The sequence below is a fragment of the Ruegeria sp. B11 genome, assembly GCF_056539785.1.
On sequence record NZ_JBQFVO010000001.1, the window covers coordinates 1,522,507 to 1,543,613 of the forward strand.

20 protein-coding genes, 1 tRNA gene and 1 pseudogene are annotated in these 21,107 nt (G+C 55.4%); 7 read left to right on the forward strand and 15 right to left on the reverse strand.

The genetic code is table 11. The annotated features are described in order from the left end of the window. Positions 1 to 12: 12 nt before the first annotated feature. The 3 genes from ACR0I1_RS07625 to ACR0I1_RS07635 are packed head-to-tail and all read right to left on the reverse strand — an operon-like array spanning position 13 to position 2,942. Positions 13 to 1,365, reverse strand: a complete 1,353-nt coding sequence (locus ACR0I1_RS07625) for a TRAP transporter large permease (RefSeq protein ID WP_170397698.1) — start codon at positions 1,363 to 1,365, stop codon at positions 13 to 15. Continuing rightward, positions 1,365 to 1,868, reverse strand: a complete 504-nt coding sequence (locus ACR0I1_RS07630; protein WP_170397701.1) for a TRAP transporter small permease — start codon at positions 1,866 to 1,868, stop codon at positions 1,365 to 1,367. The genes ACR0I1_RS07625 and ACR0I1_RS07630 overlap by 1 nt, the downstream gene beginning before the upstream one ends. 54 nt (positions 1,869 to 1,922) lie before the next feature. Then, complete coding sequence (locus ACR0I1_RS07635; protein ID WP_170397704.1) at positions 1,923 to 2,942, reverse strand: TRAP transporter substrate-binding protein; 1,020 nt, start codon at positions 2,940 to 2,942, stop codon at positions 1,923 to 1,925. 200 nt (positions 2,943 to 3,142) lie between these two features. Here ACR0I1_RS07635 and paaG point away from each other — a divergent pair, with 200 nt between their 5' ends. The 5 genes from paaG (at position 3,143) to ACR0I1_RS07660 (ending at position 6,585) form a co-directional block, all read left to right on the forward strand. Further along, positions 3,143 to 3,928, forward strand: a complete 786-nt coding sequence (paaG, locus tag ACR0I1_RS07640) for a 2-(1,2-epoxy-1,2-dihydrophenyl)acetyl-CoA isomerase PaaG (RefSeq protein WP_170424494.1) — start codon at positions 3,143 to 3,145, stop codon at positions 3,926 to 3,928. Position 3,929: 1 nt separating this feature from the next. Then, positions 3,930 to 4,358: a hydroxyphenylacetyl-CoA thioesterase PaaI gene (paaI, locus tag ACR0I1_RS07645; RefSeq protein WP_170397710.1), complete on the forward strand. Its 429-nt coding sequence runs from the start codon at positions 3,930 to 3,932 to the stop codon at positions 4,356 to 4,358. Between the two features lie 15 nt (positions 4,359 to 4,373). Continuing rightward, complete coding sequence (paaK, locus tag ACR0I1_RS07650; RefSeq protein ID WP_170397713.1) at positions 4,374 to 5,681, forward strand: phenylacetate--CoA ligase PaaK; 1,308 nt, start codon at positions 4,374 to 4,376, stop codon at positions 5,679 to 5,681. Between the two features lie 22 nt (positions 5,682 to 5,703). After that, positions 5,704 to 6,300, forward strand: coding sequence for a TetR/AcrR family transcriptional regulator (locus ACR0I1_RS07655; protein ID WP_170397716.1), 597 nt, complete (start codon positions 5,704 to 5,706; stop codon positions 6,298 to 6,300). A 69-nt stretch (positions 6,301 to 6,369) separates the two neighbouring features. Further along, a complete protein-coding gene (locus ACR0I1_RS07660) occupies positions 6,370 to 6,585 on the forward strand; it encodes a hypothetical protein (protein ID WP_170596871.1) in 216 nt (71 codons plus the stop codon). Between the two features lie 3 nt (positions 6,586 to 6,588). Here ACR0I1_RS07660 and ACR0I1_RS07665 read toward each other — a convergent pair whose 3' ends face one another. Genes ACR0I1_RS07665 through pcaF form a run of 7 tightly spaced genes read right to left on the reverse strand, consistent with a single transcriptional unit; the run spans position 6,589 to position 12,198 of the window. After that, a complete protein-coding gene (locus ACR0I1_RS07665) occupies positions 6,589 to 7,347 on the reverse strand; it encodes a Phenylacetic acid catabolic protein (RefSeq protein WP_170647372.1) in 759 nt (252 codons plus the stop codon). A 12-nt stretch (positions 7,348 to 7,359) separates the two neighbouring features. Further along, entirely contained in the window at positions 7,360 to 8,433 is a 1,074-nt protein-coding gene (locus ACR0I1_RS07670) for a 2Fe-2S iron-sulfur cluster-binding protein (RefSeq protein ID WP_480705708.1), read from the reverse strand. 14 nt (positions 8,434 to 8,447) lie between these two features. Then, positions 8,448 to 8,906 carry a 1,2-phenylacetyl-CoA epoxidase subunit PaaD gene (gene paaD, locus ACR0I1_RS07675; RefSeq protein WP_480705710.1) on the reverse strand — a complete coding sequence of 153 codons (459 nt, stop codon included), beginning with the start codon at positions 8,904 to 8,906 and terminating at the stop codon, positions 8,448 to 8,450. A 6-nt stretch (positions 8,907 to 8,912) separates the two neighbouring features. Further along, positions 8,913 to 9,680: a 1,2-phenylacetyl-CoA epoxidase subunit PaaC gene (paaC, locus tag ACR0I1_RS07680; protein ID WP_480705712.1), complete on the reverse strand. Its 768-nt coding sequence runs from the start codon at positions 9,678 to 9,680 to the stop codon at positions 8,913 to 8,915. Continuing rightward, positions 9,680 to 9,964, reverse strand: coding sequence for a 1,2-phenylacetyl-CoA epoxidase subunit PaaB (gene paaB, locus ACR0I1_RS07685; RefSeq protein WP_170404692.1), 285 nt, complete (start codon positions 9,962 to 9,964; stop codon positions 9,680 to 9,682). Before paaB ends, paaC begins: the two co-directional genes overlap by 1 nt. A gap of 23 nt (positions 9,965 to 9,987) precedes the next feature. After that, a complete protein-coding gene (paaA, locus tag ACR0I1_RS07690; protein WP_170404695.1) occupies positions 9,988 to 10,980 on the reverse strand; it encodes a 1,2-phenylacetyl-CoA epoxidase subunit PaaA in 993 nt (330 codons plus the stop codon). 15 nt (positions 10,981 to 10,995) lie between these two features. Next, positions 10,996 to 12,198 (reverse strand): 3-oxoadipyl-CoA thiolase, encoded by a 1,203-nt coding sequence (pcaF, locus tag ACR0I1_RS07695; RefSeq protein ID WP_170596866.1) that lies wholly within the window; start codon positions 12,196 to 12,198, stop codon positions 10,996 to 10,998. Between the two features lie 1,077 nt (positions 12,199 to 13,275). Between pcaF and ACR0I1_RS07700 the strand changes: the two genes are divergently transcribed. Both ACR0I1_RS07700 and ACR0I1_RS07705 read left to right on the forward strand, forming a co-directional pair. Continuing rightward, positions 13,276 to 13,416, forward strand: a complete 141-nt coding sequence (locus tag ACR0I1_RS07700) for a hypothetical protein (RefSeq protein WP_480572382.1) — start codon at positions 13,276 to 13,278, stop codon at positions 13,414 to 13,416. A gap of 445 nt (positions 13,417 to 13,861) precedes the next feature. Continuing rightward, positions 13,862 to 14,875, forward strand: coding sequence for a hypothetical protein (locus tag ACR0I1_RS07705; protein ID WP_170515268.1), 1,014 nt, complete (start codon positions 13,862 to 13,864; stop codon positions 14,873 to 14,875). A 143-nt stretch (positions 14,876 to 15,018) separates the two neighbouring features. Here ACR0I1_RS07705 and ACR0I1_RS07710 read toward each other — a convergent pair. The 5 genes and pseudogenes from ACR0I1_RS07710 to ACR0I1_RS07730 all read right to left on the reverse strand — a co-directional run. Beyond that, positions 15,019 to 15,408 (reverse strand): annotated as a pseudogene (locus tag ACR0I1_RS07710) (transposase); the annotation flags it as partial. Between the two features lie 384 nt (positions 15,409 to 15,792). Then, the gene (locus ACR0I1_RS07715) at positions 15,793 to 16,767 is read right to left on the reverse strand and encodes a hypothetical protein (RefSeq protein WP_170734236.1); all 975 of its coding nucleotides are present in this window, start codon (positions 16,765 to 16,767) and stop codon (positions 15,793 to 15,795) included. A gap of 133 nt (positions 16,768 to 16,900) precedes the next feature. Continuing rightward, the gene (locus ACR0I1_RS07720; RefSeq protein WP_480705715.1) at positions 16,901 to 20,029 is read right to left on the reverse strand and encodes an adenylate/guanylate cyclase domain-containing protein; all 3,129 of its coding nucleotides are present in this window, start codon (positions 20,027 to 20,029) and stop codon (positions 16,901 to 16,903) included. Positions 20,030 to 20,722: 693 nt separating this feature from the next. Further along, a complete protein-coding gene (locus ACR0I1_RS07725) occupies positions 20,723 to 20,854 on the reverse strand; it encodes a hypothetical protein (protein WP_480705717.1) in 132 nt (43 codons plus the stop codon). 162 nt (positions 20,855 to 21,016) lie between these two features. Next, positions 21,017 to 21,093, reverse strand: a tRNA-Met gene (locus tag ACR0I1_RS07730). Positions 21,094 to 21,107: the final 14 nt, after the last annotated feature.

The window sequence follows — 21,107 nt, forward strand, 5'->3', positions numbered from 1 at the left end:
GATGCGGTGGGACTAGTGTCCCAAAGCGCCCATTTGCTGCGGCAGATACAGCACCACGATGGGCACCAGCACGATCAGCGCGAGGCGGAAGATATCGGCGATCCAGAACGGAGTGACGCCACGAAATATGGTGCCGGTCGAGACGTCACCCACCACGCCTTTCAGGATGAAGACGTTCAGGCCAACGGGTGGCGTGATCAGCGAGATTTCGGTGACAACCACGACGACGATGCCAAACCAGATTGGGTCATAGCCCAGAGACGTGACCAACGGGAAGAAGATCGGAACCGTCAGCAACAGCATCGAGAGGGATTCGAAGACGCAACCCAGAATGATGTAGATACCAAGGATCATCAGGATCACGACAAACGGAGCCACATCATAGGCGGTCACCATCGCGATCAGGGCTTCGGGCAAACCGGCCAGATTGATGAAATTTGAGAATATCTGCGCACCAATCAACACCGCAAACAGGGCAGACGCGGTAAAGCAGGTCTCTTTCAGCACCTCGAATGTCGAGCCAACCGTGAGGCCCCCACGAAAGAGTGCAATCAGAAAGGCCCCAGCGGCCCCCATACCTGCGGCCTCGGTGGGTGAGAATGTCAGGTTTAGGGGCTCAAAATCGAAGGCTCCATAAAGCCCGCCAATCACTAGGAAGAACAACAACAGCACCGCCCAAACCGAACCCAGCGCACGGATGCGTTCGGACCATGTGGCACGCTCTCCGGCTGGGCCGGCCTCGGGGTTGCGCCAGACGGTCCAGCGCACGGCGAAGAGGTAGAACAGAATGCCGAGGATGCCAGGGATGATGCCCGCCATGAACAGTTTCCCGATCGAGGTCTCGGTCAGCAACCCGTAGATGACCAGAATGACCGATGGAGGGATCAGAATGCCAAGCGTACCACCGGCGGCAATCGAGGCGGTCGAGAGTTCATCGGAATAGCCGTAACGCCGCATCTGCGGCATCGCGACCTTTGACATCGTGGCGGCGGTTGCCAGCGACGATCCGCAGATAGCCGAAAATCCGCCACAGGCCGCAACCGTTGCCATGGCAATACCACCGCGCATGTGGCCAAGAAAGGCGTTGGACACCGCGTAAAGCTCGCGCGCCATGCCGCCCTTGTTCACGAACAGGCCCATCAGGATGAACAGCGGTACAACCGACAGACCATAGTCCTGCGCAGTGTCGGTGATCTGTCGGCCCACCATGGACATGGCAGCCTTCATCCCGCGCTCATCAAAGATCGAGCCGCCACGCTCATAGGCAAAGCCCAATGTGCCGACCAGACCCATGGCAAAAACGATAGGAAGGCGCACCAGCACCAAGATCAATACAATCGCAAATCCGATTAGCGCTGCGGTCATTACATAGGCTCCGACAGTGTATTTGGGGCGAAGGCCTTTAGCAGCCCAGTGGCGATCATCACCAGTGCAGTGATGGCAACAGACAGGGTAATGAACCAGCCGATCAGGTAGGTGGGGATTGAAAGATATTCGGTTACATCCCCATAATCCCGCGCTCGCTCGGCCAGGACCCAAACGCGCTGGACCGGCCAGAACAGCATGATGCCGCTGACCACATAGATCACAACGTCCCGCGCACGCGACAGATGCAGACGGTGGAAGAACCCGTCTGTCAGATCGACCGCGATATGGCCATTGGTGGTGGAGACGATCGGGAGGACAGAAAACACCAGAATTGCCATCAGAATGCGCGTCAGCTCGGTGGCGGCCTCAATGGGCGCATTGAAGACCGAACGCAGGATCACGTCGCAAAAGGTCATTACCATCAGGATAAACAGTGCAATGCAGGCCACGATCACGGGAAGGGCGCTGGCACGGCGCACAAGCTGAATAATAGGGGTCATGGGAAACTCGCGCAGGGTAAGTCAGGGCGGCGCAAGAGCCGCCCTGCAGTCGGATCAGTTCGAGGACATTTCCGATTTGATCATGTCATATGCGGCCTGAGCGTCGACACCTGTTGCGTCAACCTCGGCGATGACCTTGCCGCGGATGTCTTCGGCGATCGCCGAGAACTTCTCCATATCCGCATCTGTGGCAGCGTTGATGGCATTGCCTTCTGCCGCCTCGGTTGCCTCACGTCCAGTGGCGTCGATCTCATCCCAGATTTTGCCGATCTCACGGCTCAGCGGTTCGCCGAACACGTTTTCTTCCAGCGCCGTCTGCAGCTCGGGTGGCAGATCTGCGAAGGTGTCTTCGTTCATGATGAAGGCAAACGAACCGCGATAAAGACCACCGGGCATCTCATACACATTCTGCGCAACCTCTGTCAGCTTGAAACCCTTGCGCGATTCCAGCGGCATGACGACACCGTCCGCCGCTTTCGACGCCAGTGTTTCATAGACTTTCGGAGCAGGCACCTGAATGCCGGTCGCACCAAGCGCCGCACCAACGTCTCCGCCAACGCCACCCGGGATACGTACTTTCAGGCCCGAAACCTCATCCAGAGTGGTTACTGGCGCGCTGGAATGCAGCTGCGCGGGTCCATGCGTGTGCAAGGCGATGACTTTGACACCACGATGCTCGTCAGCAGCTTTCAAGTACTTGTCGTAGGCGCGCCAGTAGGCAACCGAAGCGTCCTCGGCCGAGCCTTCGTAACCAGGCAGTTCGATCAGCTTGGTGGTGACGAAGCGTCCCGGTTGATAGCCATGAAAGATAATCGAGGCATCGGCCGCGCCATCCATAATCAGGTCCATCTGCGCAGGCGGTGGAGCGATACCCAGCTTAAGCTCTGCGGTGACCTGCCCGTCAGTGGCCTCCTCTACCATTTCGACGAATTTGGGCCACATCTTTGCGTTGATGCCGTGGGTGGGTGGGGCCCAGCTGGAAATTGTCAGGGTGTAGTCAGCCGCAAAAGCAATGGTGCCGGACACCGCCAAGGTTGCAGACGCCAACAATGTGGTGAGCTTGGTGAATTTCATGACCGGGTCTCCTCCTCAAAATCGCAAGTCGTGAATGTGTTAATGGTACGTTTTGTAACTATCAACGACGAGAAATGCTGTTCCGCCCGCTGGCCAAATGGCATTTCCGATCGCCGAGTCACAAACGGCTATAGAATTTATTGACCAACCGTTCGGTTTATGCAAGAAGTTTGTTGTAACTTATGAAAAGCGAACCGGGCATGTCCGACACGATTATTTCGCAGAATATGGGTCAATGGGTTGAAATTACACTCAATCGCCCTGATCGCCTGAACAGTTTCACGGATGAGATGCACTATGCCCTGCGCGCTGCACTTGAGGCCGCGCGTGACGGTGGTGCACGAGCGGTGCTGTTAACCGGCGCGGGGCGCGGGTTCTGCGCAGGGCAGGATTTGGGCGATCGAAACCCTGCCACGATGGAGGGTCCGCCGGATTTGGGCTATACGGTTCGCACCTTCTACGCGCCTTTGGTCCGCCTGATCAGGTCCTTGGAATTACCTGTTGTCTGCGCCGTCAATGGCGTTGCCGCCGGGGCGGGTGCGAATCTCGCCTTGGCTTGTGATGTGGTACTTGCCGCTGACTCCGCCAAGTTTATCCAATCATTTTCCAAAGTGGGCCTGATCCCTGATACCGGCGGCAGTTGGCATCTGCCACGTTTGCTGGGTGAAGCCCGAGCCAAAGGGCTGGCCCTGACTGGGCAACCCCTGCCAGCAAAGCAGGCTGCGGATTGGGGGCTGATCTGGAAAGCAATTCCAGACGCTGAACTAATGACCGAGGCGCGCGCGCTAACGGAACAGTTCGCCAATGGTCCAACGCTGGGACTTGGCCTGACGAAACAGACGATACAGGCGGCTGCCACGAATACCCTGACCGATCATCTCGAGATTGAGGCGGACGCAATGAAAACCTGCGGCGAAAGCGTCGACTATGCCGAGGGCGTTACTGCGTTTCTGGAAAAGCGTGCGCCAGTATTTCGGGGAGAATGAGATGACGCCGAAGGAACGCGCCCAGAAAGCCGCTGCTGCCATGTGGGGGCGGGACAATGCCTCGAAATGGGCAGGCATGGAACTGGTGGAGATGGATGAAGGCGCTGCGACGCTGGCGTTGCAGGTGGCTGACCATCACTGCAACGGGCACGGGATCTGCCATGGCGGCGTGACATTCATGTTGGCCGACAGCGCCTTTGCCTTTGCCTGCAATAGTCGCAACCAGTCCACAGTCGCCCAGCACAATGTGATCAGCTACGTCGCGCCCGCGCGATCCGGTGATCTGCTGACGGCCCGCGCAACGGAACTGAGCCTGACAGGGCGCAGCGGCATCTATGACGTATCCATAACCAACCAAGCCGGACAAAAGATCGCAGAATTTCGGGGCTTTTCCCGCGCGGTCAAAGGCCCGGTGTTTGACGAGACCTGAGATGAGGGGGATGGCATGAAGGATCTTACTCCGAACAAGGCGGATCTTGATCCGATCGAGATCGCCTCGATTGATGAAATCCGCAACCTACAGTTGGATCGGCTGAAATGGTCGCTGCGCCATGCTTATGACAACGTGCCTATGTACCGGCAGCGGTTTGATGAGGCCGGTGTGCATCCTGACGACCTTCAGTCCCTCAGTGATCTGGCACGGTTTCCGTTTACCTACAAAAACGATCTGAGGGAAAACTATCCCTTTGGTCTGTTTGCAGTCCCGCGTGAGCAGATCATTCGTGTTCATGCCTCGTCGGGAACCACGGGCAAGCCAACCGTCGTGGGGTATACGCAAGGCGATATCGATAATTGGGCGGATCTGGTGGCGCGGTCGTTGCGTGCCAGCGGTTTGCGCCGGGGCGACATGGTGCACAACGCCTATGGCTATGGCCTGTTCACCGGCGGCCTGGGCGCGCATTATGGAATCGAACGTCTGGGGGCCACGGTCGTCCCGATGAGCGGTGGGCAGACCGGCAAGCAGGTTGATCTGATCACCGACTTCAAACCAGACGGGATTATGGTAACACCATCCTATATGCTGAACATTCTTGAGCAGTATCACAAGATTGGACTCGATCCGCGCGAAAGTTCCTTGGCTGTCGGCGTCTTTGGCGCTGAACCTTGGACGGATTCGATGCGCTCCGAGGTTGAACAGGCTTTCGATATGCATGCCGTCGATATCTATGGCCTGTCCGAGATCATGGGACCGGGCGTCGCCAATGAGTGCGTCGAAACCAAAGATGGGCCCGTGATCTGGGAAGACCACTTCTACCCCGAAATCATCGACCCGCAGACCGGCGAGGTCATGCCTGATGGTGAGATTGGTGAACTGGTCTTTACCACGCTGACCAAAGAAGGTCTTCCGATGATCCGCTATCGCACCCGTGACCTGACGCGGCTTTTGCCCGGCACGGCGCGGTCGATGCGTCGGATGGAAAAGATCACGGGCCGCTCGGATGACATGATCATTCTGCGGGGTGTCAACGTCTTCCCCAGTCAGATCGAGGAGCAGGTTCTGGCAACCGGCGGTCTGGCGCCCTACTACCAGATCGAACTTTATAAAGCTGGCCGGATGGACGCGATGCGCGTGCATGTCGAAGCAACGCCAGATGCAGCCGATGAGCTGAGCAAAACCGCCGCTGCTCGGATGCTATCTCGTCGGATTAAAGAGGTGGTTGGCATCTCGACCGAGATCGATATAGGCGAGCCGGGCGAGGTTGAACGCTCACAGGGCAAGGCCCGGCGCGTGATTGACAATCGGGACAGCTAAGCGACAGACGGAGGGTCAGGATTTGGCGCGCACGATAGCAAAAGACCACGACCATAAACGAACACGTATCCTGAAATGCGCCGCCCGCGTCTTCGCGCAGGAAGGATTTGATCGGGCGTCAATGTCTCAGCTGGCGCGGGAGTGCGGGATATCCAAGGCCAATATCTATCATTACTACGACAGCAAGGACGCCATTCTGTTTGATATTCTCGACAGTTACCTGCTGCAATTGCGTGACCAGGTTTGCGGCTTGGACCTTGACGGGATGGAACCCGCGGATCGCTTGAAACGGGTGGTGCGGGAAATCCTACTGGCCTATCAAGGCGTGGATGATGAGCATCGCGTGCAAACCAGCGGCATGTCCGCATTGCCCGAAGAGCAGCAGAATCTGCTGCGTGGCTATCAGCGGGATCTGGTGGTGTTCGTCAGCGACATCATCGCCAGCATCTCGCCTGCAACTTTTAAGGATGATGCGGCCAAGCTTCGAGCCACGACCATGTCCGTTTTCGGAATGTTGAACTGGTTCTACATGTGGAATGCCGGGGCGGATGCCAACGCGCGCAGCGATTACGCCGCGTTGGTAAGCAATCTGACATTATCAGGTGTTGATGGCCTTTGAACCCTTGTTGGCACAGAGTTGATTTGGCTCTTCGGTCAGGATGAGGTTCAATAAGGGCGGAGGTTACCCATGCAACGCCCTGATCGTTTCGATAAATTCTATTTCGCCAAAGTAGGACTGGGCGAAGCCTGTGGCTGCGCCGAGCGGGTGATTGACGTTTTTGAGTTCAATCGGAAATGTGGTGCTAAAGCCCAGCAGTCATTGAAGAAAGATCGGCGAAAGCGTCGCACGCTTCGCGGATTGGCCGTGAAGTATGGGTTGCTGAGCCGTAAACGCCAACTTTGAAAGCTAGGGTACTTTAAGTCCCAGCTTTTCGATCTGTTCGGTCGCTTTTACTGTCCACTGATCTTTCATCTCAATCCCGGTTAATTGCCGCAGCCCCAGCTTGCGGAGCGTTTCGGTTTTCTCGGCTGTGCCTGCCCCAAAACTTGCCGCGACCCGGGGCCACCAATAGTCGACCGACGCTTGCATTTCTGCAGCCTTTCCCTGTTCGATCAGCTTGCCCGCACCCTCAAGCGCAAGCTCCCCATGGCGCGCCTCGATCGGGGAAATCCCGCGGAAGGCCTCGGCCAGAGGCTGATAGGATATCTGCGAAAACTGGGCGAGTTGGACGTCAACCGCCTGGCTCATCAGCAGGTTCATAACCACGGCATCTTCCCATCCTTCGATCGGATAGTTGAATACAGCAAGGCGCATGTCGTGTTCGGACCGCGTAGCCCCGATATCCGCATCACGATCCAGACGTGTGGTCCAGGGATGGTGATTTGCATAGCGGTCAGTGTTGGCTCCGAACTCGCCCATGATTTTCAGGACACGATCTGCGTTGTCGGTCTTTTCCAGCACAATCTTGGCCGCCGCGATGCGTTCCTTGATGCCCGGGCCCAGATTTATGATGTCGGCAAAGCCCGCTGCGCCGGCCAGTTCGCTGTCCACGAAGGTCGCCATCAGTTTCATGAGCTCTGCACGATAGCGCGGAGGCACGTTGGTTGGATTACTCAGGACACCACCCGCTGCCAAATAGCTCTCGATTGTCATGTCTTCAGCCATCATTCCCTCCGTCTACTGATCGTAGTCCACGACAACGGTGTCGGTCATCGGATAGGCCTGACAGCTCAGGACGTATCCTTTCTCGACTTCGTAGTCTTCCAATGCGTGATTGGCGACCATCTCGACCTCGCCCTCAAGCACTCGGCAGCGGCAGGTTGAACAGACCCCGGCCTTACAGGCGTAAGGCGCGTCCATCGCATTCTCCAACGCGGCATCGAGAATCGATTGATCCTTCGGCATGGTGATCGTTTGCGTTGCCCCGTCCATGGTGATTGATGTTTTGGTCTGGTTGTCCTGAGATGCCGTGTCCGCCCCGCTCACTTTGCGCTTGACCCGACCGGGTTGAGCGCTGGCGAAGAGTTCAAACTTGATCTGCCCGTCGTTCAGCCCATGCGCCCGCAGGGCTGAGGCAATGCCCAGCATCATCGGCTCGGGGCCGCAGATAAAAGCCGTGTCGACGTTCTGAATATCGATCCAGTGTTCAAAAAGTTCGGCACATTTGTCTTGCGTGACCAGACCTGTAAAAAGCTCGATTTCCTGCGCGTCTGTTTCCAGAATATGGATCACGTTCAGACGCCCCATATAGAGGTTCTTGAGGTCCTCAAGCTCCTCTCGGAACATGATCGTGTTCACGCCCTTGTTGGCATATACCAATGTGAACCGCGAATGTGGTTCTCGGGCAAGCGTCGTCTTCAGGATCGAGAGAACCGGCGTGATGCCCGACCCACCCGCAAAGCCCAGATAATGCTTTTCGGCGGAGGGATCGATTGCGGTGTAAAAGCTGCCCATCGGCGGCATCGCCTGCACCGTATCGCCCACCTTTAGATCGGAGTTGGCCCAGGTCGAGAATGCGCCGCCATCCACGCGCTTGATCCCCACCTGCAGAATGCCCTCATCCTTACCAGCGCAGATCGAATAGGACCGGCGCAGTTCTTCTCCGTTGAAATCGCGGCGGAAGGTCAGGTACTGGCCTTGGGTAAAGTCGAATTCATCGGCTGAACCGTTTACAGGTTTCAACGTCACGACCACCGCATCGCGGATGGTTTTGTGAACATCGGTAACTTCCAGATCATGAAAGCGTGCCATCCGGTGATCCTCCCTCAGATGCACTTGAAATAGTCAAAAGGTTCCAGGCAGTCGGTGCAGCGCCAATGGGCCTTGCAAGGGGTCGAGCCAAACTGGCTGACCTTTTCAACCGCCTTGCTACCGCAATGTGGGCAGCATTCAGGTCCACCTGCAGGCTGCGGCGGGGCGATGCCGTAATCCTCGAGCCGAGCACGGCCCTTGTCGCTGAGCCAATCGGTGGTCCAAGCCGGTGCGATACTTGTCTCGATCCGCAGATCGTCGATTCCATGATCACGCAGCGCAGTTTCGATATCCATGCTGATGACCGAGGTCGCCGGGCAGCCCGAATAGGTCGGCGTGACGGTAACCGTCAGAGTGTCTTCATCCCATCGCACATCGCGTACAATGCCCAGATCGACGACCGAGATCACCGGAATCTCAGGGTCTGGTACAGCGTCCAGCCATTCCCAAACCTGATCCGTTGAAGCCCGCATTGATCCTTACCACTTCGCGCCGGGATAGGCGCGCTGCAGCCACTGCATCTGTGTCAGAAGATGTCCTAGATGCTCGGTATGCATGCGACCATCGCGCCCGCCCTTATGGGCAAAGCGGCTTTCGGGAATGGTTAGAGTCGCCTCGGACAGCACACGCTCGATCAGAGCGTCATATTCTGCGCGCAGATCTGCCGGGTTCGGGGCAATCCTCGCCGCAACCATTTCTGCATCAACATCGTCACTGGCAAACATCTCGCCGACATATGGCCAGAGATAGTCCAGCGCCTCTTGCATGCGGGCATGACTTTCCTCGGTCCCGTCGCCGAGGCCCACAACCGTGTCGCCCGAGCGTTCGAGGTGGTAGGTAACCTCTTTGCTGGTCTTGGCGGCAATCGCCGCGACCCGGTCGTCAGAGGATGTCATCAGACGCCCCAGCATGATCGAATGCCAAGCATCAAACAGGAACTGACGCATCAGCGTGCGGCCGAAGTCGCCGTTCGGCACTTCGACCAGCAGCACATTGCGGAAATCCCAGGCGTCGCGCAGAAAGGCCAGATCATCGGCGGATTTGCCGCCGTCGATCTCACCCGCAAGACCCAGCCACATCTGAGTCTGACCGATCAGGTCCAGCGCGGTATTGGCCAGCGCGATGTCTTCCTCCAGCACAGGCGCATGGCCGCACCATTCGCTGACGCGATGGCCGAGGATCAAGGTATTGTCCCCCATCCGAAGCAGAAACTGCAGCAAAGCGTCATTGGAAACCGGAACACTCATTACATCGCCCCCACTTCTTCGGGAATATCGAAGAAGGTTGGATGGCGGTACACTTTGCTTTCGCTGGGCTCGTACAGCGGACCTTTGTCGCTGGGCGATGAGGCCGAGATGTTGTTGGCCTCAACCACCCAGATCGAAACGCCTTCGTTGCGGCGCGTGTAGACATCGCGCGCGTTCTTGATCGCCATTTCCGCGTCCGGGGCGTGTAACGACCCAACATGGCGGTGGCTCATGCCATGTTGTCCGCGGATGAAGATTTCCCACAGGGGCCATTCGTTGTTCATTTGGTATCCTCCTCAGGGCAGTCTTATTCTGCAGCCAGATTTGCGGCGCGTTTCTTGCGGGCATGAGCCAGCAGCCCGTCGCGAACCCATTTACCGTCGTCCCACGCCTTGTTACGCGCGGCCAGCCGGTCGACATTGCAGGGGCCGTTGCCCTTGATCACATCGAAAAACTCGGACCAGTCCGGGTCGGTGTAATCATAATGGCCCCGTTCTTCGTTCCATTTCAGGTCCGGGTCAGGGATACTCAGACCCAGATATTCGGCCTGAGGCACGGTCTGATCCACGAATTTCTGGCGCAGCTCGTCATTGGTGTTGATCTTGATCTTCCACGCCATGGATTGCGCCGAATGCACGCTTTCCTTGTCCGACGGCCCGAACATCATCAGCGACGGGTACCACAGTCGATTTATTGCATCCTGCGCCATCTTACGCTGTTCTGGCGTACCCTCTGCCATCTTGCGGATCGCATCATAGCCCTGGCGCTGGTGAAAGCTCTCTTCTTTGCAGATGCGGATCATTGCGCGCGAGTATGGTCCGAAGGATGTCCGCTGCAGCGGAACCTGGTTCATGATCGCAGCGCCATCGACCAGCCATCCGACCGCGCCTATATCGGCCCAGTTCAGTGTCGGGTAGTTGAAGATCGACGAATACTTCATGCGCCCGTCCAGCAGCATCTCGGTGATCTCATCCCGGCTGACACCCAGCGTTTCTGCCGCGCAATAGAGATACAGCCCATGCCCGGCCTCATCCTGCACCTTGGCCAGCAGGATCGCCTTGCGCTCCAGCGTTGGCGCTCGGGTGATCCAGTTTCCTTCGGGCAGCTGGCCTACGATTTCAGAATGTGCGTGCTGGCCAATTTGACGGATCAGTGTCGCGCGATAGTCGTCGGGCATCCAATCCTTGGGCTCGATCTTGATATCGGCGTCGATCTTGTCCTGAAACGCGCGCTCCTGCTCGGTCATCTCCTCGCGGGATTTCACGCCTGTTCCGGCTGTTTTGATCATCTGAGCGTACATGTGAGGTCTCCTCCCTTACACACGTTCAAGAATAAGTGCGGCACCCTGCCCTACCCCGACACACATGGTACAGAGCGCGTAGCGGCCTCCGGTGCGGCGCAGTTGATAGGCAGCAGTCATCACTAGCCGCGCACCGCTCATTCCAAGCGGGTGGCCAATGGCGATTGCCCCGCCATTTGGGTTCACATGCGGCGCATCATCAGGCACCCCGAGTTCGCGCAGCGTGGCTAGGCCCTGCGAGGCAAACGCCTCGTTCAATTCTATCACATCCATCTGATCGATGCTGAGCCCAGCCCGTGCAAGCACCTTACGGCTGGCTGGAACCGGGCCGATGCCCATCACGCGCGGCTCCACTCCAGCAACGGACATGCCAACCACACGGGCAATCGGGGTCAGGTCGTTCTTTGCCGCAGCAGTTTCATTTGCCATCAGGATCGCCGCCGCGCCGTCGTTAACACCCGAGGCGTTTCCAGCGGTCACAGTCTTGTCCAGACCGTTGATGCCCTTTAGGCCAGACAGTTTCTCTGCTGTAGTCCCCGGTCGCGGATGCTCGTCCGTATCGACCACCACCGGGTCACCTTTGCGCTGGGGGATTGTGACCGGGGTGATCTCCTCCTGAAACACCCCGGTCTGGTGCGCCGCGGCCCAGCGGGCCTGGCTGCGTTCGGCAAACGCGTCCTGATCGGAGCGACTGATACCATAAGCTTCCGCTACGTTATCCGCTGTTTCGGGCATCGAGTCGATACCAAATTCCTTTTCCATTTTCGGGTTCACAAAGCGCCAGCCGATCGTGGTGTCGTAAACGGCATTGGCACGAGTAAAGGCGGATGTTGCCTTGGGCATCACAAATGGCGCACGCGACATGCTTTCGACCCCACCCGCGATCGCCATGTCATAATCCCCAGCCTTGATGGCGCGCGCAGCCATGCCCACCGCATCCATGCCAGACGCGCAGAGCCGATTGATTGTCGTTCCCGGTACATCCACCGGCAGCCCTGCCAGCAACGCCGCCATCCGCGCCACATTGCGGTTGCTTTCACCGGCTTGGTTCGCATCGCCATAAATCACGTCGTCCAGACTGGACCAATCCACCTGTGGGTTACGCGCGACAAGCGAAGCGATTGGCAGGGCGGCAAGATCATCTGTGCGCACCTGGCTTAGTCCACCACCATATCGTCCGATCGGGGTGCGCTGGGCGTCGCAGATAAAGGCGTCCATAGGTCGATTACTCCGAATTTGAATTCACATCATTAAGTGACCGATAGGTCGGTTAATAAGCCTCTCATCGATTCGCAGCAAGCATTATGTTACTTCAACTACGTTTTCTTGATTTTTCCGTAACGCATTGACTCGCTGCGAGTAACTTGGTCGTGTGAAACGTAGTCTTTGCCGGCTTACCATCTGCGCCGATGCCGTCTCAGACCTTTGATAAGGGTTCCTTCAACACAAAATTTGACAAATCGAAAACGTACTTAGACCGCTTCGAATAGGCAGTTTGAAATGTTGCCATTCTGAGATTGGAGTTCCGGTAAACGTTTGTATCTGATGCAGACATCGCACCAGATTGTCTGGTTGCGACCTATAGCGTTTAATGAATGACACTTAACAACTTTCGTCGCAAAAGCCGCCTTCAGTCATCGACAATCATCAAGTTAACTTTGAAAAGAAGCGTTGAATGCTCAATGCACAGAAGCCGAGACGACATCCATCATTCGCAGCTGTCTATCGGAGATCAAGTTGATCCCGTTAGAACGGAAGTATGCGATTAAACTTGTCGAGGAACTGTCGGTGTATTTGCGTTGGTTGAGATTCAAAACGAACAAAGCCGCCCTGCGGCGGTCTGTTCGGTGCTTTGTTCGACCCAATTGCTTGCGGGAGGGCGCAACCACCGATGCCGAACGCAACTGAAATGCCAGGTATAGGCGGTGATTACAACGGATCGTCGCAACACGTGCGTTGAACCGTTTTGCTGGCGGTTGCTTTTTTGCATTTCAGCATTCCAAGTGCGAGCACAAAACAATGACACGGAAGTTAACAACCTATTCGTAGAAGCGGTAGAGCTTTACCGGCAGTTAAAAAAGTGTCTGGAAACGTCAAGTTAGAGGCATACAAAAAAGTCCGGAGTCTCTTCGAGAAGATTCTGAGCGACTGTACTGAATTAAAGCCTGCAAGAGGAGCGGCCCGGGAGGGTCACCATTGCCAGCCTTCCCAACTCCAGACCGAAAGGATGGAACGATTTGAAACGCGAAATTGTTCGGGGTTTTCAGGTCAGATACGATAACGGCACGGGGGCGAATGAAACCGCAGCGGACGCTGCATTTTGCGCGCATCTTGCGTGGCGGCTATGATGCCGCTGAACCCAATCAATTCTTAGAGCAAAGAGGCTGGACGCTTTTAAATGCTTTCAAAGCGATCGTGCTCTTGTCGGTGATGTGACCGCTTCTATCACTTGACGAAGCACACTATGGGCCTAGCTCTGCGCATTTGTTTGGCACACGAGACCAAGCAATTTGGAAAGCTCAACACACCACGCATGGTCTAGCCCAAAATCATAGTTCTCGGCCTAGCGGCACGAGACGAGGCTGAGCTTCGCGTTATTGCCGAATAAATCACCATAATTTTTACATCTGATGCTGTGTTTGGCAGTTTACTTGGTTTAGTTGCTAAGAATGAAGCTTCCGGCGAAAACAAAGTGCCCAAGCGGCAACTGTACGTCGCACTGCTACAAATCCAGTGCAGCGAATGCTGAATTGTGCTAACCTTACACCGCTATAGCGGTTTGCTCATTGCGTGAACGTTTTGCCGTTCAAGCGCACTCAGCTGATAGCTGTTGTTTTTAAGTCTTTGCTTTTTTGTCGTTAAGTTTTTCCGGGAGGGTTTTATGATCAGTAGTCTTTGCGCAGCCTTTTTTAGCAAGGCTCGTTACGGAACTCCGATGTGTTTATTGGTTTCATTGTCCATTGCGACGGATGTTCGCGGTCAGGACAACGAAATCGTGACGGTGCCAAGTGTTTTCTACAGCTATCTGTCCGAGGAAAAAGATTCTGAAGGTAACCACATAAAGAAGTTTTTTGACCTAAAAGAGCTTTCCGACCAAATAAGCGAGTTGGGCCTAAGCTCCGAGTCCGCACTTGCGATAAATGCTTCGGAGGAGGATGGTTATAGATCATTGAACGAAGATGCTTTTATCAATGCTCTGAGACAAAGTGATAACCCTGGGTTGGAAGCACTTGGTGACTCACTCGGGTATTTTGAAGATGAAGAACTGAACGGTGGTGGAGTGCAAGCCGCGGCAGCGATAGAAATGCTAACAGTTTCTGACATCGGCGCAGAAAAGTGTAAGGCGCTTCCGCCTGCCCCACCAGATCTGGGCAATCCAAATAACAAATGGGAAATCTACAAAACGGCTATTTTGGGTCGCAGTTCCATGACTGCCGTCCAGTACGCTTTTGATCAAGACGCGAACGAGGGCCTTGGTCGTGGCCAATTCGACATAAGAACCACCAAGTTTGTCCTATGTCGTAATCTACTTACGAACGACATAGAGGGCATCCCAATCAATGTGCGGTGGGTATTCAATGTGAATGGCCAAAGCCTGAAAGTCGAAGAATCAGGCGGCTTTTCAAACCCGCCGCCCAATGGTGGTTCGTATCAGCAGCGATTTATTGCAAGAGGAACGGGAATTCAGCTTGTACTTATGCAAATTGACGGCACGGCGCTGCCGCCCAACAACCCTGCATACCTGATTGTAGGGAATGCCTGTATCGACATTTGGTTCGTGGATAAGGTTAATGGTTTTGACATTTCCGTGCCGGCGTCGCTGCCAAACGCAGGTGTGTTTTGTGCGGGCGGCTATTGCAAGGGCGTTCCACCGGGTTTGGATGCGACGCGATAGGTCAATTCTTCTCGCACGCCAAAATTGAGGCATCGATAAAAACGAGATGCGCTTATGTGAGCGCAGCGAATGGCGCTTTGGGCTTTGTGACCTGCGGTAGTGATCGCGACTTACGCCGTAAATCAAGAGAACTGGCGACTAGTTCATGTTGACAAATGGCGACGCCAAAGTCGGTTGGACTCAATGTCTATGAATCCGAGGAAGCTCTCTGCGGTCTTGTGGTAGCGGGTCGCAACACGTCGAGCGTTTTTGAGCCTGTAAAAGCAGCGCGAGACCCGATTTCGCGGCCGGTAGAGTGAACGGTCGACACCAACGCGCATCTATATGATTTTCAGCATCGGTATCTGGGTCATCACATCTCGATTATTCATCTGTCTACGTGTTTTGTCAGCATCATAGCCGCGATCAGCTATCAACACGCGCGGCTAAGGCAGATTGTCTACCTTTACCAAATCGAAACCACGATAATCAGATGTCCAACCCGGTGTGATATCGGTCCTCATATGCAGGCCGTGTGCGTTTTCGAGCAGGTGTGGGTCACACGCCCATTCTGAAAGAGAACATGCGAGCAGGTCTGGACCTTCCTACTCGCGTTCTTTCCTTCGATCAGAATGATCGCCTGCGGATCTGCTACACCGGCTCCCAGTTTCTTGAAGTCCGGCATGGGTTCACAGACGCCTCTGCGTTGCGTGCATTTCAAAGCCAGATGAAGGACGACCAAGCGAGAAAAGCCCCGCACAGGACCCTTCACGTGCGTAGTTATATCCAGCTTTCTACGGGACATCGCTGGTGGAGCCTTCGACATGGAAGTTCATGCCGGCTCGCCTAAAAGGGCAAATGCAACGTTCGCGAAGTAGAAAAAACGGCGCCGGCTGAAACACGCAACGCGCGACAGGGTCGCCAAACTCACCGCTCTGTCAGCGCGTGTTCACGATGGGCGGTTTTGAACAACGACCGAGGCAATAGTGGACACCGGCCGCGGCGTTGGGTTTTAGTGTCATTGGTACGCCCGTTTCCTCCGGGAACATCATGTCAATACAGGCGGTCCCGTTATCCGCAAAGATCAGGGGGATACGATTCAGACTTCCGGGTGGAACTGTGCTTTGATCGAATTTTTTCCATTTTGCGCGGCCCTTGCCAAGCTCCCAATTCGCTTCCCAATAGTTGACGATTTTGATGTCCTGTTTCGCGGCATAAAGCTTGTATTCGAACGGCTCCGCCATGGCAGCGCTGACCTTCAGTTCTGTCGCATCAAAGGCTTTGTGAAATACACCTTTTATCGCGTCTTCTATAGTTTTTTTGTCGACCCTGGCGTTCCCGGCCTCGACGTGGAAGTACTGGTAACGAACTGCTGGCGTCAGCCTTCCCGCACGCGAGACTGCGGTTCGCATCAGGACACAGAGACGAAGGTCGCCGCTTGATTTTGCATACGGACCATCTGCGCCGCCCGAATAATAATACCCGGCGAGCCTAGAGTCGTGCAGACATTTGTCCAATATCTGCCCCTTGACCGAAACTGTCCTTGTGCCGAACAGGTTCCTGTTGTTCGCAACCCTTACAACCGGCTCGGTTGCGACCCCGGAAAATCCGCCGTAGTCACGGACAACCGACGCACGGTTAATGGCAGGACAAAACTCCTGCTGGGGATCGCAAGGGGGCTCACTGAGCTGCGACAGGAGCCTTTTGAAATCCGCTTCCGTGAACTCTTTCACTGGCTTGGGCGGGTCTTCCAGATTCTTGTTAGGAGATACTCCGCCCGCGACCACCTTCTGGTCGGGCAGGTTGATCGTGTTGAATGATGATCCCTTCTCGTCTTCCACTACATAGGAACAACCGGAAAAAAGAGCGACAATGCAAGTTAACAGCAACATACTTAAACTGGGTCTTTTCATAATTTACTCCGACAACAAAATTCGAGTAATGCCAGAACCGTAGCACGTTCGGTTTAAAAAATCTAAGAATTCCCCCGGTTTGCGGGAAAATGTGGACTGTGAACGGGATTTCGGGTTGCAGGGTGCAGCGTGGTCAAACGGCGGGATGGGCCTTAATCTTCTTTTCGATTGTATCGGTCAGCCGTTCATGGAACCTGATGGAGGAGACCGCAAGAATCTCACGGGCTTTGGACATTTCCACGGCGGCTTCTTCCGGATCGCCCTGATGGAGCAAGGCATCCGCAAGCAGGCTGTGCGAGAAGGCAACGATCTGACCCGATCCTGTCTCCACATATTTTTCAAGCCCGTCCCGTAGGGTCTTGACACCCGTTGCTTCGCCACATCTGGTCTCGGCCCATCCCACAAGTACGGCGGACCAGTGTTCCCAATACTTGAATTTCTTTCTTTTGCTGGTTTCGTACGCTTCCTTGGCAAATTCTAGACAGGGTGCGGGCTCACCGTAGGTACAGTAAATGGACGCGATAATGCTCAACGCGTAGCAGCGGGAGAATTCGCTGCGTTCGGCGCGGGTTTTGGCTATCGCCTGCTCCAGTTCCGAGCGCACCTTGTCATCTTCAGGGTCCTGCAGAGTACGTGCCCAGCAGCGCATCACCATATCGACAATTTCCGTATCCGCTGGATAGAATCGGTTGATTTCGCTCAAGTCGCACTGGGCGCGATGTTCAATTGCACGGTCCAGATGAGAAATCGCCTGGTCGAATTCGCCCCTAAGCAGCGAAGCCAAGCCGCTATTGTGTTCGCTTAAGGTGTGCAAAGCGGCATTGGGGTCATCGGCCAGCATGTCAGTCATTTGTTCGCAATACGGCCAGGCGGCATCGGGGCGGCCACCGATCAAGTGTTCACCTATGAGCTGGTGGAGGTTGGTAAAAGCCACTTCGTGATCGCCACTTTTCTCGTTAAGCGCGATCAGCTTTTCCAGATTTCTTGTGATGTCGGGCGAGCCCCAGCTGCGCATTTCAAGGGCGACGGCGAGAGACTGGCGCAATTTGATCTCGATCTGGTCGGACGTTTCGTGGTGCTCAAGCCTGTCGTGCGCCTCGATCGCGGCGCTCATCTGGGCAATTGCTTCGTTGCTGGCATAGTTGCGCAGGCTCAGCTTGGCAGCTTCGTGCCACCGATCCCGCGCAGCGTCGAATTGTTCCGCCTTTTTGTAGTGTAGCGCCAGAATTTCGGGCTGACGTGCGCAAAGGTTCGCAAAACGCGCTACCATGGTTTCGGCAATGCGGAGGTGAAGACTCCTTGCCTGTTGTGGTAAGATCGCCTCGTAGGCGACATCGCTGATCAGGGCATGGCGGAAAGAAAAACTGCTTTCGCCTCCTTCAAATTTCTCCACCATGGTCTGTGCGCGTGCGAGGTTTTGAAGCTCTGACAGGATTTCATCGACCGGTCGCCCAGCAACGGCGGCGACGAGATCACTCGTAAAGCCCTGTCCCAGAGCGGCACAAATTGAAATCGTGTCCGGTGCGACGCTCAGATGGTCGAGCCGGACCCGGAGCAGGTCCTTCAAGTTCGACGGGAATAGTGTTTCTTGTTTCAAATGGCCGTCCGGCTGGATTGAACCCGCGGAGCGGGCCAGCATACTCACCATTTCCTCAACAAAGAGCGGTACGCCTTCCGAGCGGGTGATGATGGTTTCCATAAGCCCGTTCAGTGCCATTCCGTCGCTCATCAGTGCTTCGAGTAGCTGTGCTGTTTCGCGCGTGCCCAAACTGGGCAACGACAATGTGGTGACCTTGGGCAGGTTCGACCACCTTGGTGTGTATTCAGGGCGGTAGGTGCCCAGTACCATGACCCGCAGATTGCCGATTCGCTCCAGCAGGTTGTTGAGCAACTCTTCGGAAGAGGGATCGATCCATTGCAGGTCTTCGAAGAGGATAAAGACAGGTTTTTTGAGCGAGGCGCGTTCGACGTAGTTTTGCAGGATCTCAAAAGTGCGCGTTTTAATCTCTTCGGGCGCCACAGGCGGGCGTTGCTCCGGCGCACCGAAAGAAAGCAGGTTGGAAAACAGTGAGGTCACTTCGTCGGAGGCGTTGCCGCGCTCTTCCAGAAACGTTTTCAGTTTGGATTCACGCTCTTTGAGAGTGTCGTTTTCCTTAAGGCCGACAGCATTGATGATATGTGACTTTATTGGAAAGAACGAGCTGTTTTCATGGTAGGGTGAGCACTGGAAGCTGAGCCTCTGGCCCATGGGGAGAACGAGCGTTTGCTGTATTTCCTCTGCTAGACGCGACTTTCCGAGCCCCGCCTCGCCAGAGAGAAATATTGCCTGTCCTTCGCCACGGCAGGCGGCGTTCCAGCGTCTGCGCAGCAAGTTGAATTCGCCTTCACGTCCAATCAGGGGGGTTAGCGCGCCGTGCATCCGCTTCTCGAAGCGTAGCTCTGTCTTTCGAGATTCTTTGACCAGCCAAACACTTACAGGGCGCGAAAATCCTTTCAGTTGGTGTTTGCCGATCGAAGTGCAGCGGAAGTTGTACCCCAAAAGCCGCCGCGTTCGCCCAGATATGGCAATTTGCCCAGGATCGGCCAGCGCCTGAAGGCGGGCGGCGAGGTTGGGGATATCCCCCAGCACGAAACTGTCGACCTGTTGTGTGCCGTGCATAATATCTTCGAGCAGAACATCGCCGGTCGCTATGCCAATGCGCACGGACAGTTTTTCTAGCGGGGGAACAGGGATCACGCTCACTTTTTCGATGATTGCAAGTGCCGTGAGCACTGCGCGCTCTGCATCATCTTCGTTGGCTACCGGGTGACCGAAGTAGGCAACCACCCCGTCACCGACGAATTGAGCGACATAGCCGAAATTCTCTTTGATCGCTTCAGCACAGAGGTTCTGAAAGGCCTTGAGCGAGTCTCGATACTGCTCGATCCCCAGTTCCTGCACGAGCCCTGTCGAGTTGACCAAATCAACGAACATGATCGTCATCTGACGCAACTCGCCGATGGACCTTCGCGGCCGTTCTGTCGCGATTTCGAAGGCGGAGGCGGATTCCTGAAAACCGGCAACGTCGGGGTCTTCCCTCTCCTCCGGCAGCGCCCTCATCGCTTTGAGAAGTCGTTTGCTATCGCCAAGCGCGATGCCAAGGCTTGCGAAATCCTGCTCAGAAAGCTCTCCGATGACGTCTAAATCAATGGAATTGGCTTCCATCACGTCGAGGTATTTTTCCAACTTCAGAGATTCGAGCCATGACTTTAATGTAAGCATCGGCAACGGGCCCTTCAATTCTCTACGGTTCTGGCAGGCCGGTTAACGCGAAGCCAATCCCGGATTAATGAAGCCAACAAGAACTCGCGCCAAATGTCAAAGGATGTGCGCTGTTTGTGCCGGAAGCACAACTACTACTTGAAGGCGCAGTTGCCGAACGGGTTAGACGTCGGTTGAAAGAAGACGCGATCCGGGATTTGAAGATCAACGACCACGACATGGTAAAAGAAGTCCGCGAACGCGTGAGCCATGGCTACCGTATCCAGCACAGTCGCGGTCTTTGAACACGGTGCGGATTCAGCAAGATCTTCATGTTCAAACGCAATCCCGATCAAACGATAAGAGAGAAGATCACCGTAATGCTGTCCGGTGCGGTCAAGCGGGGCTGGGACTGAACCTGTTGTCAGTTGCGCAGAAGAGATCGGGGCCGGGTTGACACGTATCGGCGTTAACCGACCGGAGTGGCCTCGTCGCTTGTCAGAGAGAGGAGGTATCCAGGCACTCACCCGGCACCCTTGCGCTTGAGACTATCACGTCCGGATAACCACCCAAAGTCAAAACAGACAAAATTTAAATAACTTCATTGAGTTAAACGTGTAGAAGTCGGGCCTGATCTCAGTAGTGGTAACCGTGAGGTAACCACGCCGTGCTGCCCTTGACAGGCAAGCAACGGCTCACAGGTTAAGAGTACTATCAACCCACCAGCCGTGATGGCTGGGCCGCAATCATTGGGAGGAAATAGGACGACTCATCGTCCTTGACACACTCGATGGCAATGATCCTGATCTCGTTTGCGCGATCCGTCATCTCAAGCGAAAACGACATCCATCATTCGCAGCTGTCTATCGGAGATCAGGTTGATCCCAGATGATGGAAAGTATGCGATTGAACTTGTTGGAGAGTTGGCAGGTTTGCTTGCGTTGGGAGCATCTCAGAACGAACAAAGCCGCCCTGAGGCGGCTCGTCTGACACTGCGTTCGACTGTAATGGTTGCGGGAGCAGGATTTGAACCTGCGACCTTCAGGTTATGAGCCTGACGAGCTACCGGGCTGCTCCATCCCGCGACACTTTAAGTGAC